This window comes from Planctobacterium sp. AWM4_229 (genome assembly GCF_056160305.1).
This window is the reverse complement of record NZ_JBSWWX010000003.1, coordinates 319,923-336,707: the sequence shown is the minus strand read 5'-3', so window position 1 is coordinate 336,707 and position 16,785 is coordinate 319,923. Positions and strand designations below refer to the sequence as shown.

At 44.1% G+C, this 16,785-nt stretch carries 14 protein-coding genes; 8 read left to right on the top strand and 6 right to left on the bottom strand.

Going from position 1 to position 16,785, the window contains the following annotated elements; translation table 11 throughout:
• Positions 1-36 precede the first annotated feature (36 nt).
• The 5 genes from lnt to ACXAGP_RS07810 all read left to right on the top strand — a co-directional run bounded on the left by lnt (position 37) and on the right by ACXAGP_RS07810 (position 7,514).
• Entirely contained in the window at positions 37-1,536 is a 1,500-nt protein-coding gene (lnt, locus tag ACXAGP_RS07830) for an apolipoprotein N-acyltransferase (RefSeq protein WP_475260608.1), read from the top strand.
• A 97-nt stretch (positions 1,537-1,633) separates the two neighbouring features.
• Positions 1,634-2,668 carry an ion transporter gene (locus tag ACXAGP_RS07825; RefSeq protein WP_475260607.1) on the top strand — a complete coding sequence of 345 codons (1,035 nt, stop codon included), beginning with the start codon at positions 1,634-1,636 and terminating at the stop codon, positions 2,666-2,668.
• Positions 2,669-2,880: 212 nt separating this feature from the next.
• Positions 2,881-3,357, top strand: coding sequence for a hypothetical protein (locus tag ACXAGP_RS07820; protein WP_475260606.1), 477 nt, complete (start codon positions 2,881-2,883; stop codon positions 3,355-3,357).
• Positions 3,341-6,580, top strand: a complete 3,240-nt coding sequence (locus ACXAGP_RS07815; RefSeq protein WP_475260605.1) for a response regulator — start codon at positions 3,341-3,343, stop codon at positions 6,578-6,580. The genes ACXAGP_RS07820 and ACXAGP_RS07815 overlap by 17 nt, the downstream gene beginning before the upstream one ends.
• Position 6,581: 1 nt before the next feature.
• Positions 6,582-7,514, top strand: a complete 933-nt coding sequence (locus ACXAGP_RS07810; protein WP_475260604.1) for a diguanylate cyclase — start codon at positions 6,582-6,584, stop codon at positions 7,512-7,514.
• Here ACXAGP_RS07810 and ACXAGP_RS07805 read toward each other — a convergent pair.
• The 6 genes from ACXAGP_RS07805 to ACXAGP_RS07780 form a co-directional block, all read right to left on the bottom strand.
• On the bottom strand, positions 7,494-7,958 hold the full coding sequence (locus tag ACXAGP_RS07805) for a tellurite resistance TerB family protein (RefSeq protein WP_475260603.1): 465 nt from the start codon (positions 7,956-7,958) through the stop codon (positions 7,494-7,496). The two genes, ACXAGP_RS07810 and ACXAGP_RS07805, sit on opposite strands and share 21 nt — an antisense overlap.
• A 133-nt stretch (positions 7,959-8,091) precedes the next feature.
• Positions 8,092-9,126: an ABC transporter ATP-binding protein gene (locus tag ACXAGP_RS07800; RefSeq protein ID WP_475260602.1), complete on the bottom strand. Its 1,035-nt coding sequence runs from the start codon at positions 9,124-9,126 to the stop codon at positions 8,092-8,094.
• Between the two features lie 3 nt (positions 9,127-9,129).
• The gene (locus ACXAGP_RS07795; RefSeq protein WP_475260601.1) at positions 9,130-10,749 is read right to left on the bottom strand and encodes an ABC transporter permease; all 1,620 of its coding nucleotides are present in this window, start codon (positions 10,747-10,749) and stop codon (positions 9,130-9,132) included.
• 36 nt (positions 10,750-10,785) lie between these two features.
• Positions 10,786-11,796 carry a Fe(3+) ABC transporter substrate-binding protein gene (locus ACXAGP_RS07790; RefSeq protein ID WP_475260600.1) on the bottom strand — a complete coding sequence of 337 codons (1,011 nt, stop codon included), beginning with the start codon at positions 11,794-11,796 and terminating at the stop codon, positions 10,786-10,788.
• A 165-nt stretch (positions 11,797-11,961) separates the two neighbouring features.
• Complete coding sequence (locus ACXAGP_RS07785; RefSeq protein ID WP_475260599.1) at positions 11,962-13,623, bottom strand: ATP-binding SpoIIE family protein phosphatase; 1,662 nt, start codon at positions 13,621-13,623, stop codon at positions 11,962-11,964.
• A 21-nt stretch (positions 13,624-13,644) separates the two neighbouring features.
• The gene (locus ACXAGP_RS07780) at positions 13,645-13,950 is read right to left on the bottom strand and encodes an STAS domain-containing protein (protein WP_475260598.1); all 306 of its coding nucleotides are present in this window, start codon (positions 13,948-13,950) and stop codon (positions 13,645-13,647) included.
• Positions 13,951-14,111: 161 nt separating this feature from the next.
• Between ACXAGP_RS07780 and yciH the strand changes: the two genes are divergently transcribed.
• The 3 genes from yciH to pheA all read left to right on the top strand — a co-directional run bounded on the left by yciH (position 14,112) and on the right by pheA (position 16,695).
• Entirely contained in the window at positions 14,112-14,432 is a 321-nt protein-coding gene (yciH, locus tag ACXAGP_RS07775; RefSeq protein WP_475260597.1) for a stress response translation initiation inhibitor YciH, read from the top strand.
• A gap of 18 nt (positions 14,433-14,450) precedes the next feature.
• The gene (locus ACXAGP_RS07770; RefSeq protein ID WP_475260596.1) at positions 14,451-15,251 is read left to right on the top strand and encodes a response regulator; all 801 of its coding nucleotides are present in this window, start codon (positions 14,451-14,453) and stop codon (positions 15,249-15,251) included.
• A 268-nt stretch (positions 15,252-15,519) separates the two neighbouring features.
• On the top strand, positions 15,520-16,695 hold the full coding sequence (gene pheA, locus ACXAGP_RS07765) for a prephenate dehydratase (protein WP_475260595.1): 1,176 nt from the start codon (positions 15,520-15,522) through the stop codon (positions 16,693-16,695).
• Positions 16,696-16,785: the final 90 nt, after the last annotated feature.

The following is a 16,785-nucleotide window of genomic DNA, read 5'->3' as shown; positions in this document are numbered from 1 at the left end:
AGCCACTATTTATTAATCCTTCTGGCGGGCATAGCAATGACATTTGCTTATGCCCCCTTCTCTATTTGGTTTATCCCTTTTATCAGCCTTTCGCTGTTTTTCTACTTGCTACTTATCAATCCTCAGCTTAGTGGTTTTAAAAGCGGTTTTGTATTTGGTGTTGGCTGGTTTGGCGCAGGTGTCAGCTGGGTGCATGTAAGCATCGCCAATTTTGGTGGTTTACCCTTGATAGGTTCGCTGGCACTCATGGCATTACTGGTGGGCTACCTGGCTTTATTCCCTGGCATTGTTATATGGCTCTGCAACAAGTTTAAAAACCAAGGCATTCAACCCCTTATTTTCACCGCGCTTTGGTTTTTGATTGAGTGGCTGCGTAGCTGGTTTTTAACCGGTTTTCCCTGGTTATCGATAGGCTATTCTCAATCTCAAGGCCCACTGGCTGCCTGGTATCCCCTCATCGGCGAAACAGGCGTAAGTTGTGTGCTGATTTTATTTTGTAGCTTCATTGCCAGCCAACTTGCCAGTAAAGCAAGTGGCGCTCCGATTCCAAATAAATCGGCTGTTGTCGCCTCACTCGCCTTGGCTGTTATTACATTAATATTGAACAATTTCTCTTTTGTTAAAGTGCGTGACGATGTGGTAAACATGGCGATGGCGCAAGGCAATATTAAACAGGAACTGCGCTGGGTGCCTGAACAAGACCAGCCCACCATGCAAAAGTACCTCGGGCTTAGTGAGTCCCTATGGCACAACGATATCGTGCTTTGGCCCGAAGCAGCCATCCCGAAACTGGAGCCATTGGCTCAAGACTATTTAACTGAGTTGGACAAACAAGCCTTTAATAGTGATACAGGACTTATTACCGGTATCGTCAATTACAACTTCGAAACCTCAGAAGCCTTTAATAACCTGATAGTATTGGGTAAACGCAATGCTGAAGCTGATGCACCTGAATACCAATACCTACATCACAATCGCTACGCAAAACACCATTTACTTCCGATTGGAGAATTTATTCCCATGGAAGATTGGCTGCGAGGACTCGCCCCAATATTCGACTTGCCCATGTCGTCATTTTCCAGAGGGAACTATGAACAGGCGAATTTAGAAGTCAACGGTTACCATTTTTTGTCAGCTATATGCTTTGAAATTGCCTTTCCACGTCAGATTGCAGCGAATCTGCGAAAACACACTGACTTTATCGTTACTGTAAGCAACGATGCTTGGTTTGGTGCCTCCCATGGCCCGGCACAACATCTGGAAATAGCCCGAGTTAGAGCCGCTGAGTTTGGTTTGCCTTTGTTGCGTGCCACGAATAATGGTTTAACCGCATTTGTTGATCACACCGGAAAAGTCATTGCACAAGCACCACAGTTTGCCGAGGCGACCCTTGAAGCTCAGTTGCCCAAAGTGGAGGGTATGACCCCTTACCGTTATTGGGGAGACCTGCCTTTGTGGATATTTGCGTTAGTTATCCTGTTGTACTCTGCAATGGCACAACGCAAAGCCCAAATCAGCCCAGAAACATCCACATAAACACTTTTGCAGTTGATTTTAAGCAACTGTTTTGGAAGTATTAACGCAGATCAACCGCCGAAAAAGCGCGATCTAAATAACGACGTGGAGAGCGGTAATGAATTACGAGAAATTACGCGAAAGTAAGCAGGGATTCTGGTTCGTCGTTGACCTGTTTATGATGGGCCTGTTGATCATTAACTTAATTCTGCTTATTTTCGATGCGCTGTACTCTACGGCAGCGCTGTTTGACTTTCTCACCGAATATGCTCCCGGTGTCATTACTTTTTATCAGCCGATACACGACAACTTTTTATTTGTCGATTTATGTTTTATTGCCATCTTTCTCAGTGAATTCGTTGTGCGCTGGATAGTGGCAGTAAAAAATAAGGAATATATGCGCTGGTATTTTTTCCCCTTTGTTCATTGGTATGATCTTGTTGGTTGTATTCCCGTGGAATCCGCCCGAATTTTTCGGTTTTTACGCATTATTTCCGTCATCTATCGCTTGCACAAATACCAGATAATCGATTTCAGGAACTGGGCATTTTTCCGTTTTTTTACGTTTTATTACAATGTTTTGATCGAAGAGCTCAGTGATCGTATCGTCGCTAAAGTAATTACCGACGCGCAGGAAGAAATCGCTAAAAGTTCCGGCCTACTTGATGACATTGCCGATCAAATTATTGCACCACGCAAAGCGGTTGTGACGCAGTGGGTTTCTTCACTGATGCAACATTTAGGGCAATCCATCAGTCACCCGGAACAAGGCGAAGTAATTCGGCAACATATTATCAAAAGTGTTGAAAAAGCCGTGCGTCAGGACAAACAAATCGCTATGCTGAATCTTGTGCCCGTTTTAGGTGGTGGTCTTGAAAAGCGCCTTGAAAACACCGTATCCAATGTGGTTATTCAGTCTATAACCAACATGCTAGAGGATATGGATAACGCTACGGTATCGGATGTCTTTGAAAAAGGCTTCAATCACCTCACCAATGAAGAAAAACAAGTTAACACTGAGTTCCTCAATCTGATTGTGGAAATACTGGAGTTGGTGAAGGGGCACATTGGCCAGAAACGCTGGCAAGAACACTTACACGAAAGAGATCGGTTAAAAAAGGCTGGCAATTTAGAGGACGGTACAAGTAATTGAAAACTATGGCTATACTTAGGCATCGACCGTCGATAAACGACTTTTGCACAACGGATAAAAAGCAACGAAATGGATAAATCTCACTGATGGTAAACATCTCCTGGAGATTATCAGGTACATTTATGCCTTACTGGCTGTGCCTTCTATTGTTTTTAAGCTGCAGTTTTAATGTAACTGCTGAGGATGACTTTCGCGTCCTGAACGGTTTAAAGATGTTCAAATCTATACTCCAGGCAGATCAAGACATTAGAGATAAAAATAATGCAGACAATGCCTTGGACATCGTTTTTCTTTACAGCCGAGACGTCAAACAAGCTGAAAAGTTAGCACGCTCATTTTTGCGCATGGGGCGCGGTGACAAAAAAGGCCGCATCAGGGATATGCCAGTACTGGTTCATCTGATGACAGACCTGTCGCAAATTTCCGCACAAAACATTTCTCCCGCTGGCGTTTTTGTATTAGATCGCCTCAATACCCAACAAATTAAGGCGGTGGCCAGCTACGGTCAGAATAGCAATATTGTAACCTACTCACCTTTTCCCGGTGATGTTGAAAAGGGCATTTTCAGCGGATTAACCATTGATACCAGCCCTAAACCTTTTATCAATGCAGCAGCAATGGACAAATCCGGCATCAGGATCAAATCTTTCTTTCTCAGAGTAGCGACCCTTTATGAGCCAACACGATAGAAAGTACCTGAAACGCACCCCGAGAGCGATATCAGCTATATTTGTTATGCTGGCAATATCTCTGCAACTATCGTTGGCACTTTATTGGACTGAGGTATTACAACCTAAACTGCGCACAGAATCAGCCGCAGACGCCAAACTCCTGGCAGAGTCGCAAAGTTTGCAATTGATTTCCGCCTTGCAATCCTATGAAGAAATTGGCAACAGCGATGAATTGGAACGCACCATTAGTAGTTTAATGCTTTATCAAGAGCCCAATCTTGGAGAGCCGTTCTTCAAACAAATCATGTTGGAACTCGACATAGAGCAATTTCCTCAACTACCCAATATCGTCCGTGGAGAAGCAAGTTGTGGCACTTGCTTTGATGTAGAGGTGCCCCTTTATTCACCCGATACCTTCGCGATTATTGGCATAGCCCACTTTAAAGTTTCTGATGAGTTTTTCCGTCTGTTAGCGCGCGATATTCGCAACCAATTGGTTATCCAGGGTGCCATCGCACTATTCTTATTACTTATTGCATGGGGTACGTCAATATATCTCTTTCGCTCTCTAAACAAAGAAATAGAAAGACGTAAAGCGTCAGAAATGGCGCTGACAGAAAACCAGCGCAAGTATCACCGCCTGGTGAGTAGCTTGAACCAATACTTTGTCTACACGCGTGACATTGATGGCTCCATTAAATGGATCAGTGAAGGTGCAACGCAGCTTTATGGTCATGCCACAACGGAATTTAAGGATATCGGTAAACTGTTTACTGACAGCCCCATAAACCATGTGGCTAAACGCTACTTGAGCCAGATAAATCCAGACCTACCACAAACCGAGTTTGAAGGTGAGATCACTGACGCTAATGGCAACCGCCGCTGGATATTGTTTTCAGAGGTAAACCTTTTTGATGAACAGGGCCAACTTATCAGTGTTGAAGGTTTAGCACGAGACATAACCAGGCAAAAACAAATTGAAGCTGACCTCATTCAGGCCAAAGAAAATGCCGAAGTAGCCAGCAAGGCCAAAGGACAATTCCTGGCCAATATGAGTCATGAAATTCGCACCCCTATGAACGCCATCATTGGCAATACTTATTTAATCAAAAAAACCGCGCTTGATGGCAAGCAGCAACAATATGTCAATCGCATTGACTCATCCGCTCATGTGCTTTTGGGTCTGGTTAACGATGTATTGGATATATCAAAGATTGAAGCGGGCAAAATGGAACTGGAAACCATCCCCTTTAACATTGATGAATTGTTAACCAACCTGTCTAACGTCCTGATAAGCCAGGCACAAATGAAGTCCCTGGACATTCTATTTGATATGGCACCGGATATTCCCCAACCCATAAAAGGTGATCCGCTGCGTCTTGGTCAGGTACTTTTAAATCTGGTCAATAATGCCATCAAATTCACCGAACAAGGTGAAATAGTGGTCACCGTTTCTGTCAAAGAGCAAAAGGGCTCGCGCTTAAATCTCTATTTCTCGGTAAAAGATGACGGTATTGGCATCGATGATGATAAGCAGGATCTGCTATTCAAGTCCTTTAATCAAGTGGACAACAGCATGACACGTCGTTTTGGCGGTACGGGACTTGGCCTGGCTATTTGTCAACACCTGGTGGAGATGATGGAAGGTTCTATTGCTGTTAAAAGCCAGTATGGCAAAGGCAGTACCTTTTATTTTGACGTTTGGTTGGAGACCGAAGCAAATTCAGCAGTGGTGCCCTACCCGCACTTTGAATCTAGCCATAATCCCTATGTCATCATTGTTGACGACAGTGATGTCTCTGCCACTATCGCCAGTAAATTGCTGCAGCAGTTTGGCGTGTCAGCTCACATTTACCACTCCGCCAGTCAACTGTTAAAAGCCCTGTCAAAACAAGAAGGAAAGATGGATTGCGATGCGATAATCATCGATCACAACATGCCTGACATTGATGGTCTTGAAACTGCAGAGATGCTGTTGAAAAAGGGGCTTATTGGCAATACAAAGCTGGTACTAATGACCACAATGGGGGCTGAAGAAAAGCATCAGGAAAATATTGATCAACTGTTTCACAGCGTAATGTACAAACCCTTGGTAGCAAGAGAGACATTCGATAGCCTGACACAAGTGCTGCGCAGTTCGGACAAGCGAGATAGGCATACTGAAAGTTCAAAAGCACAGGCCCTTCCAGATTTTAGTACTAAACAGATTCTGTTGGTGGAAGACAATAAGATTAATCAAGAAGTCGCAATAGCGTTACTTGACGACATTAATGCCACAACAACCATTGCCAACAACGGCCAGGAAGCAATCTACAAGCTAAATGAACAAAGCTTTGACTTGGTATTAATGGATATTCAGATGCCTGTTATGGATGGCTTAACAGCAGCAAAACTGATCCGCAATGATCTCAAAATACAAACTCCCATTTTGGCCATGACGGCACATGCACTGGAAGAAGATAGAGAGAAAAGTCGTCAGGCTGGTATGAACGACTACATAACCAAACCCATTGACGTGAAAGAATTCTATGAGACGCTTGCCAGGTGGTTACCCACCTCAGAATTAAAAGCAAAGACCACTTCTGAAAAGGCAAAAACTGAGCTCTCGCTGCCAGATATCGACGGTATTGAAATCAACACCCTATTTAAACGAATAGGAAATAAAGCCAGTTTGCTTGATGAAATCCTCTATGAGTTTCAGCAAAGCTGTAGTTCGTTCTCACAAACCCTCAATCACGCCATTGATGAACAAGACCAAGATAAAACAGGACAAATTCTGCACCGCATGAAAGGTGAAGCGGGCAATATTGCCGCCAATGATATTCACCAGAAGACGGTGGCATTAGAGTTAAACTTCAAAAAGAAAGACAGTCTTGACCACAACCTGTTAACACTCTTGCTGGAAGACGTTTCCTCAATGGAAAAGACACTGAATCACTATTTCACTCAAAAAAGTGAGCCTGCTAAGCAAGAAACAGCGCTTGAACAACCCCGTTTATTATCAGTTGAACGATTAGCTGAAGTACAAACGCTGACAGACAACATGGCTAAGTTACTAGAGAAACAATCACTGGATGCATTGGAGCTATCGGAGCAAATCAATACTGCTCTGGCTGGACAAGTGGATCCAGACATATTAAATAATCTTGATGCTGCGATTCATCACCTTGACTATGAATTGGCAGTTCGCCACCTCAATCAAATCCGTAGCCAGCTGAACTTGCACGATGGAGCCAGTTAACATGTCTGAACAGGCAAGTAGTGAAAAACAAACAGTCTTAGTTGTAGACGATGCCATCAGCAATATTAAGATGTTAGGTGAGATCCTTCGTGAAGATTGCGATATCAGTTTTGCCACCAATGGCAAAAACGCGTTGAGCCAGGCATTAAAATTGACTCCGGATTTGATTCTGCTCGATGTGGTAATGCCTGATATGGACGGCTATGAAGTTTGTCAACACCTGAAGCAAAATCCGGCAACAACGGATATTCCAGTTATATTTATTACTGCCCTTGATAGTATTGAGGACGAGGAAAAAGGACTGGAAATGGGGGCAATTGATTACATTGCGAAACCTTTTCATCCTCCTATAGTAAAAATGCGGGTGCGCAATCATTTAGAACTGGTGCGCCATAGAAAAAGACTCAATATGTTGTCCACTACCGACGGTCTTACGGGTATTGCCAATCGTCGCCGCTTTGATGATTTATTACATAAAGAGTGGCGACGAGCTTTGAGAGAAGAAGAACCCCTTAGCATTTTAATGATCGATATTGATAATTTTAAGAGGTACAACGACCTTTATGGTCATCTCAAGGGCGATGAGTGCTTGAAGCATGTGGCCACTGTCTTACAAAACAGTTTCAAAAGAGAAACCGATATATTGGCCAGGTATGGCGGTGAAGAGTTTGCTGCCGTATTGCCCAATACTGAATTAGCGGGTGCACAGCAGTTTGCACTGCAATTGATGGAAGCGATTGAAACAGAAGCCATTGTCCACGAAAACAATGGCGAGTTTAATATCGTAACGCTGAGTATGGGTGTTACAGCACTTGTTCCGGCCAGCAACATCGAACTATCTGATGCTTTGTCCTTTTCCGATGGTTGCCTTTACGAGGCAAAAAACGCCGGCAGAAATCAATGTATTGCGAGGTTATTTCCTGGCAGCCAGTGAATCACGGGCTAATATCCTGGTTTGAATAAAATCTGAGTGGGAAAGATACATCAGATCTGACATCTTGCGGATCAAGTGCTCTTCATGAGGATCAACGTTGCCGTCAGACATCGCCAGATGCCATAGCGATATAAGAATGTTGCGCTTTTGCTCAACAGTGCAGTTTTCGTGAATTAATCGGGTAAACTGCATGTAATCAACAGCGTGATGAGCTTTAGCCTCAACTTTTTTGAGAAATGGCCTTAGCTGCTCCTGAGTTAATTCAAACTCTACAAATACCTTTTGCTCGTACAATTCCAGTTCATCAGCGCTAAAGTGTTCATCAGCGCGCACCACTTCGTAATACAACACGGCCGTAGCCAGCGGCACCGTTAGTTGCTCGGAGGCTTGCTCAGACGAGGCACCACTATCTAAATCCAGCCACTCAAATAAAGCTTTAAACATAAATATTGCGGTTATCTATTTCCAGATAATAAGCATGGCATCGAATTAGTTTTTTTAAAGGTTGCATTTGTAACAGAAGTTCAACTTACGGGAATTTAGCAATATAAGAATTTACCCAGCAACGAGCCAATAACTACACCTGAGGAAACAAAATACAATGTTGCATATCAAAGCGAATACCAATGTTATCACCTGGCAAATGATTGTGATGAGCCGAGGCGTAACAATGCAATCGATATCCGCGACAATCCAGTTCAAATAAAAATTGTGCGCCTTTGAAATAGCGCCTGACAACTTTTGCTTGTAATTGACTTTGATCATCGTGAATAACGTCATCGGGGCGCACCAGCAATTGCGCTTCTGTCCCCTCTTGCCAATCGCAAGTCAAAATCGATTGGGAAAACTCTGCAATAGGCGTAATCAATCGCTGCTCAACAAGGTTCACAGGTAAATAATCCGCAACCCCCAGAAAGTCGGCTATCTCGCGACTGTTAGGCTGATGGTAAACTTGATAGGGACTGCCTGTTTGTTTCAATTGCCCATGACTTAACACAGCAATTTTGTCCGCCATGGTAAAAGCTTCGGCATGATCATGAGTTACCAACAAAGCCGTGGTGTTTTCTTGTTTTAAAATGTTTCGGACTTGTTGCCCCAAATGCTCCCGTAAGTCTTTGTCGAGACTAGAGAAGGGTTCATCTAATAACAGTAAATCGGGTCTTGGGGCCAATGCTCTCGCTAGTGCAACACGCTGCTGTTGTCCGCCAGACAATTGATGGATCATATCGTTTTCCCGACCCTGTAAGCCCACTAACTCCAGCAGCTCATACATCCGTTGGCCCTGACTGGCTTTGTCCTGCTTCTGCAATCCAAAGGTAATGTTTTGTCCAACATTAAGATGAGGGAACAGGGCCAAATCCTGGAACATCATGCCAATATTTCGTTGCTCTGGCGCCAATAATTGTTGCACCGAGCTCACCGTATTTTCTCGAATAACAACCCGCCCTTCAGAAACACTTTTAAAGCCAGCGATGGCTTTGAGTATGGAGGTTTTACCAGAGCCGGAGTTACCCAATAAACAGCCGATTTCTCCGGCCTCTAAATGCCAGGAAACTTGTTGTACAACAGTTTTACTTTCGTATTGAATACTTACCTTGTCTAGCTGCAACATAATTTATTGTGACTTGATGTTCCTTTGTATAATCCAGACAGGAAGCATACCTGCCACTACAATTAATAATGCGGGCAATGATGCGTCGGTTAAGCGTTCATCAGAGGCCAGCTCATAAGTTTTTACCGCCAGTGTATCAAAATTAAAAGGGCGCAAAATTAAGGTGGCGGGTAGCTCTTTCAATACGTCCACAAATACCATCAATCCGCCCACTAATAAGGACGACTTGAGGATTGGAAAATGAATCTTGCGCAATACACCATAATCGCGTTCACCCAAGGTTTTAGCGGCCTGATCCAATGAAGGTGAGATGCGATTTAAACCATTTTGAACATGCTGGAATCCCACCGTAAGATATCGAATACAGTAAGCAAACAACAATGCCACCAAGGTACCCGAGAATATCAATCCGGGCTGCCAATTAAAAATTGCTCCCAAGATTTCGTTTAATATCATATCGGCTTTACCCAATACCATTACCGTCCCTACCGCTATCACTGCCCCGGGAAACGCATAACCCGCAATGGCGATGCCTGATACAAAACGAAGCGGTCTATTGGGTTTATCCCGCAGCGCATAACCAAATAACAATGCAATAAACATGATCACAACAGCTGCACTGCCAGCCACAAGGACACTATTGGCCACCAACGACAGTAATGTGCCAAATTCAGTGGACTGTTTTAGCACCAGCCAGGACCAGCTAACTAAGCGCAATAACGGCACAAAAAAACTCAACGTCATGATCAGCAACAAAGAAGATACCAGCAAAAACGCTTTCGCCTTGGATGTCGGTCTCCTAAGCAGCTCCCTTTGGTGATTGGTCTGGTAAAAACGCTGACGCTGTCTGACGCGCTTTTCCAGCCAAAACAAAAACAACACAAAACAAACGAGCCCAGCAGAGAGTTGCGCAGCCACCAAGGGTTGGTTCATACCAAACCAGGTTCGGAAAATACCTGTGGTAAAAGTCGCGATGCCAAGGTATTCCACGGTTCCAAAGTCAGCTAAAGACTCCATCATAGCCAATAACACACCGGTAATAATCGCGGGTAATGCCAATGGTAAACTGACCTTATTGAAGTATTGCCACTCGTTGAGCCCATGATTTTGCGCTACCTGCAAAAAAGAGCGAGATTGAGAAGTGAAAGCCACATAAGCCAGCCCATAAACATAGGGAAACAACACTAAAGAAAGGACAAAGATTGCGCCGGGCATCGATTGCACATCCGGAAACCAATACTCGCCATAGTTGAGTCCGGTTAAATCGCGAAACAACTGCTGTATCGGTCCGGAAAAGTCCAGTACGCCAGTATACAGATAACCCATTATGTAAGGCGGGATAGCCAGTGGCAGGAATAACATCCAGCGCAAATAGCTCACCAGTGGAAACTGATATTGGCTAACGCACCATGCACACCAGGTGCCTAACACTCCCGAGGTTATCCCTACCCCTAAAGCAAGTACCAGACTGTTTTGAATGTAACCAGCCAAAACAGTATCCGTCAGATGAGCCCAGCTGTCCCATTGCGGTAACAACCAGGAACCCAGCACCACAAAAGCGGGTAATGCCATCAATAGTGAAAGCAGCATTACCAGATGGCGCAGTTGGAACTTCAGCGTCATTATTTTAGCTGGCAAAAATACAGAAAAAGTCGCGAATTACTGCCAACCCGCCCGGTCCATCAACTTAATGGCCGCAGCATTTAGCTCTCCCACTTGTTGTAATTGCACATCTTCTGCTTTGAATTCACCGAATCCAGCAAGCAATGCGCTCATTGCAACACCCTCCACTACAGGATATTCGTGATTGTTATCGGCATACCACTTTTGGCTTGACTCACTGGCTAAAAATTCCATTAAGCGCAGAGCGTTTGCTTTGTTGGGCGCATGTTTAAGCATTGCGGCACCGGAGATATTGATGTGTGCCCCACTACCCTGTTGATCTGGCCAGAATACTTTTAACTGTGCTGCGATTTTGTGGTTTTCTGAGTCAGTATCCGCCAACATTCCCGCAAGATAATAAGTATTGGCTATCGCAATATCACATTGTCCTGCAACGACAGCCTTAATCTGATCTCTATCACCACCTTTGGGTTTACGCGCGAAGTTTTGAACAAAAGCGTTAGCCCACTGCTGTACGCGTTGCTCACCAAATTTAGCGATCATCGAGGCAATCATAGACTGATTATAAATATTGTTTGAAGAGCGAATACAAACACGCCCTTTCCATTTTGAGTCTGCAAGGTTCAATATGGAGCCAAGTTCATCTGGGTTTACGCGCTCAGGATGATACATGATAGGGCGAGCACGCTTGGTAAGTGCAAACCAGAAACCTTCTTCATCTCTTAAATTTGAGGCAACCTTCTCTTCCAGCACAGTGGAATCCGTAGCGGCCAATAAACTCATTTCCTTAGCCCGTTGCAATCGACCTACATCAGTAGTCAACAAAACATCCGCCGGACTGAATTGGCCCTCAGAAGCCACACGGGAAATCAACGCATCCGCCTTACCAGTAATAAGATTAACTTTAACATTTTGGGCCTTCTCAAACTCGTCCAATAGTGGCTTGATCAGCTCTTCTTTCCTGGCCGAATAGACATTAACTTCGGCAGCGATAACGGGTGACAAAGTGCTGATCAATAACGAGGCGGTAAGTATGATTTTTTTCATAAAATTGATTAACTTAGCTGTGAATGATGGGGATAGTATTCTAATTGAGAATTATTCTCAATAAAATAACTAAAGTTGTTAGATTTTTTGTCAAGACTGATACAAGTGGCGAAGGAACAAGCAAAAAAATCCTGTCAGCATTCGACCAACAATACTTGTTTTAAGTTACCAACAATCTTGATCAATCAGAAATTTAGCGATGGCAACAGTACCGTTTTGCTGGTATTCAAAATGATCACATAACTCATTGACCAGGGCTACGCCGCGACCATAATTTTCATCAGAATCCACTGTGGAGACGATGGAGGCAGTATCAAATCCTGCACCGCTGTCCCGAAGCGTAAACTGCAATTGCGGAGGCTCTACGCTGTATTCCACTGATAGTTGAATGTGTCCTTCTGTGAGGTTACTGATGCGTTCTTCCCGTTGACTAAAATATTCCATGAATCCATCAGGGGAGGTTTTAAGTTCTGAATCAAGCTTCAAGATACCGTGGTCGAGGGCGTTGTTATACAATTCGCTGATAACGGTAAAAATGTTAGAGCGCAATCCGTGAAATGCGGCTTGTCCCGAGAGTAAATCGATAACTTCCGAGACCGGATTGGCGTGTGCGAACTGCGTGTATTCAACTGATACACTTAACTGGAAAGGCGCCGCTGGTAAGGTGGCGATTTGTTTTTTAAGACCAAGCTCCTGGGCTTTGTAAATGAACATACTGATATCATCATCCTGTTCCCCTACAGCGCGGTATTGTTCAATTTTTTCCATCAATTGTGCCGTCGATATACCCGGCACACTCTCTACCCATTGCTCTAATCCCTCTTCAGAGAGCATCACACCGTCGGCATTACTTAATTCAATCACCCCATCGGTATATCCCAAGATTTTATCGCCGTAGTCAGCTTCATAACGCTCTACGTCATTTTCAAAATCTTCAGGCTCCAAAATACCCAAAGCCATGTGTGCTGACTCGAAGCGCTTTTTGATCTTGCCCAAATCATCAAATAACATCAGATGGGGTAAACCGCCATTCCAGATATCCAGTGTTCGACCGTTTTCATTTATCTCGATAATCGCAGCCGCAAAAAACATCCCTCCCGGTAAAAAATCCAGCAGTGTTTTATTCAGAGTTTCAGCCATTTCCCCTACAGAAATGCCTTTTTCTGCCATGGTCTGAAAGGCTCGGGTTACCGGAAGTGCCCCAATAGCCGAAGCCAAACCATGGCCGGTAAAATCCCCTAATAAAATATACAATCCGGCTCCAGGAGAGCGCTCAATCAACAGCATGTCACCATTGAAATTACTGGCAGGTGCCAGATGACTATCGATGAATTTTGCGAGGCGTTGATTGAGGGTCAACACATTGGAGAAGATATGCTCTACTATTGCATGTTCACGTTCTATGTGTTGCTGGTGAAACTGCAATTCAAGATTCTGCTTGTGAGCGCGTTTACTCAACATTCGAATTCTGGCGTGGGCCTTTAATTTTGCAGAGAGAATCGTTTTATTGAAGGGTTTACCGACAAAGTCGTCACCGCCCACAGACAGGCATTTTACCAGGCTCTCCTCATCATCCAATGCAGTAATAAAAATGATGGGGAGATAGATATCCGTTTGCAAGGCTTTGAGCTTTGGGGCCACCTCATGACCACTCATTCCCGGCATGACAACATCCAGCAAAACAATATCCGGTACTAACTCTTCAGCCATAGCCAAACCTTGTTCACCGTCCTCTGCCTCGTGGCAGTCGGTAAAGCCATTCTCTTCTAACATGTGACTCAAAAGAAAACGGTTTACCGGCTCATCGTCAACGATAAGAATGCGCATGTTTTGCGGCCTTTGAGAAAGTTACTTAATGGTGAACTTCTTATCGAATCGCGAAATCTGCAAAATCTTTGCAACCGAAGGACGGCTGTTGACGATTTGGAATTCAGAAACCTGCTCTTTTAGCGTTTTTTGCATATTCAACAACATACCCAAGGCAGAGCTATCCATGTACTCAGTATTTCCTAAGTCAACCACCACGGTTGTCACATCATCAATGTCATCACTGTAAGTATCTCGAAACTCTTGCACTTTGGAAAAGTCGAATTTATCGTCTAATACAATTGTCAGGGTTTTACCGTCACTGGAAAGAACTCGTTCTAAACTCATGAAAATACTCCTTACTTTATACTTTGGTCGTATAGTTTGTTCTGAATTAATGGGTAAGCTTGGGCTTGTTCCTTAAGCTAATAACAAAAAAGCCAAATTAACCATATAAACAATAAATATTTTTGACTAAAATCGAAAATAAATCTTCGACGACTCTAATCATGGCAGAAAATCAACTAGTTTACAGTACCGACTTTGGTCGAATACAGGAAGCAAAATCAGAAAAGCAAGCACCGCAAGGTGATGGCATCGTGCGTATCCGCCGGGAAACCAAAGGACGTAAAGGGAAAGGAGTAACAACGGTTTCCGGTCTGTTGCTGCAAGACGCAGAATTAAAAGCCATGGCAAAGGACTTAAAAAAACTGTGCGGCACAGGCGGTGCGGTAAAAGAACACACGATAGAAATACAGGGCGACAATCGAGACAAGATTAAAGCGTTTCTGGAAGCAAAGAATTTCACCGTCAAGTTAGCTGGCGGCTAAAAAACTAAAGAGTACATCATGCAAAGACTACAGATTTCGGATCTCAATATTCTACTGATTGAGCCCTCTGACACCCAACGTAAAATCATTACATCGCTGTTGATCAAAGAAAACGTGGCAGAAATTGACGCCGTGTCAGATGTTGCAGGCGCTAAAACCGCGCTCATGTCTCATGGCGCCGATCTGGTGGTGAGCGCCATGTACTTTGCCGATGGGACGGCAATAGACGTGCTTAAATTCATCAAAGAATCTTCTGAGCTACAATCCATCCCTTTTATGCTGGTGTCCAGCGAGAGCAGAACTGCCAAGCTTGAAGAATACAAGCAGGCGGGAATCTCGGCGATATTACCCAAACCCTTCAAGCCTGTGCATTTAACCAAAGCACTGAACGCCTCATTGGATTTAATTAACGAAGATGAAATTGAGCTGGAGTACTTTGATATCACCGAAATTCGGGTGCTGTTAGTAGACGACAGCATGCTGGCACGCGGACACATTCGCCGCACCCTTGAAAAAATGGGGGTGAAAAACTTTGTGGAAGCAGAAAATGGCGCTATGGCCCTCACCTTCCTCAAAGATCATGAATTCGATATCGTGGTCACCGATTATAATATGCCAGAAATGGACGGTAGAGAGCTGTCGGAGTTCATCCGCTTTAATCCTGAAACTGCGCATATCCCTATCATCATGGTGACCTCTGAGAGTGCCGATAGTTTGCATATGTCTAACATTCAGCAAACCGGGGTTAACGCCTTGTGTGACAAACCTTTCGAACCTAGCATGGTTAAGAAGATGCTGGTATCACTGTTAACTGAATAACTTATTGGTATAACACACTATCAGGCGACTTAGGTCGCCTCTGTTATTCCAATATCATTGCCGCCATTCCAAAATATGCAGTCTCAGGCTGTTGACATTTACCCCTGCTGGATTTACTTTCGAACTATGAAAACACGCAACTCACTCTTTTTCTTTTTTACCTCATCCTGACTCGGGAGGTATGCGTGTGAATACGAATTACTGAAACCTCCCACCAGGGAGGTTTTTTTTTGACTTAAATATTTAAAATAACCACCAGGAACACAACATGGATTTGCAAGCTTTACGCACTCAAATCAGCGAAACCGACGAGCAGCTGTTACAACTCCTTGCCAAGCGTCAAGAACTCACCAAAGCGGTGGCGGAAGACAAAATTCGCAATCGCAAAAATGTCCGAGATACAGACCGTGAAGAAGCCCTATTGATGCAATTGGTTAGCAAAGGCCAGGAATTCGGATTGGCCCCGCAATACGTAAAATCCTTGTTTCACCTGATCATTGAAGATTCAGTGCTGAATCAACAAGCGTTGCTTACGCAACACGCAAATCCGGACCGTCAAACCAGTATAAACCGAGTCGCTTTCTTGGGTGACAAAGGCTCCTACAGTTACCTGGCCACGCAAAAATATTTCACCCGTCGGCCCGGCATACTGCAAGAGATTGGTTGTCAAAGTTTCGTAGAAATATTTCAGCATGTTGAAAATGGCACTGCTGATTATGCGGTATTACCCATTGAAAATACCTCTTCAGGCAGCATCAATGAAGTCTACGACCAACTGCAGCACAGCGACATCGCTATTGTCGGTGAACTTACTCAGCCTGTGCGCCACGCGATTTTAACCAAAGATGAAAAAGATCTGAGTAACGTCAAAGTGCTCTATGGGCACCCTCAAGTATTTCAACAATGCAGTCAATTTTTGAGCACACTGGGCAATGTGCAAAGACAATTCTGCGACAGTACTTATCACGCCTTAAAGCTCGTCAGTGAATCAGAGCGCTTTGACATAGCTGCGATTGGCAGCGCTGAGGGCGGAGCACTATATGATTTATTCCCCATCAAAAATAATATCGCCAATCAACAAGAAAACCATAGCCGCTTCATTGTCATAGCCAAAGATTCCTCGGTTGTACCGTTGCAAATCCCGGCCAAAACTACCTTTGTCATGTCAACAGTGCAGAAACCGGGCGCCCTGGTAGAAGCCTTGGTGGTATTGAAAGACAATAACATCAATATGACCAAACTTGAGTCGCGCCCCATTACTGGTAATCCATGGGAGGAAATGTTTTACATCGATGTCGAAGGCAACATTCAAGACGGACCTGTAGAAAAAACCATTGAAGAGCTCACTAATATTACCCGCAACCTGAAAGTCTTGGGATGTTACCCCAGTGAAGATATCGACCATACAAAAGTGCCTATGGTGAAAGCCATCACAAAAGAATAAAGATGTAACAGTTCAACATTAGCGCTCAATTGAGCGCTTTTTTTTTGCTTAAAAATCAGGGAACAAGAGTAATTTTGAGGTTTTTGGAGA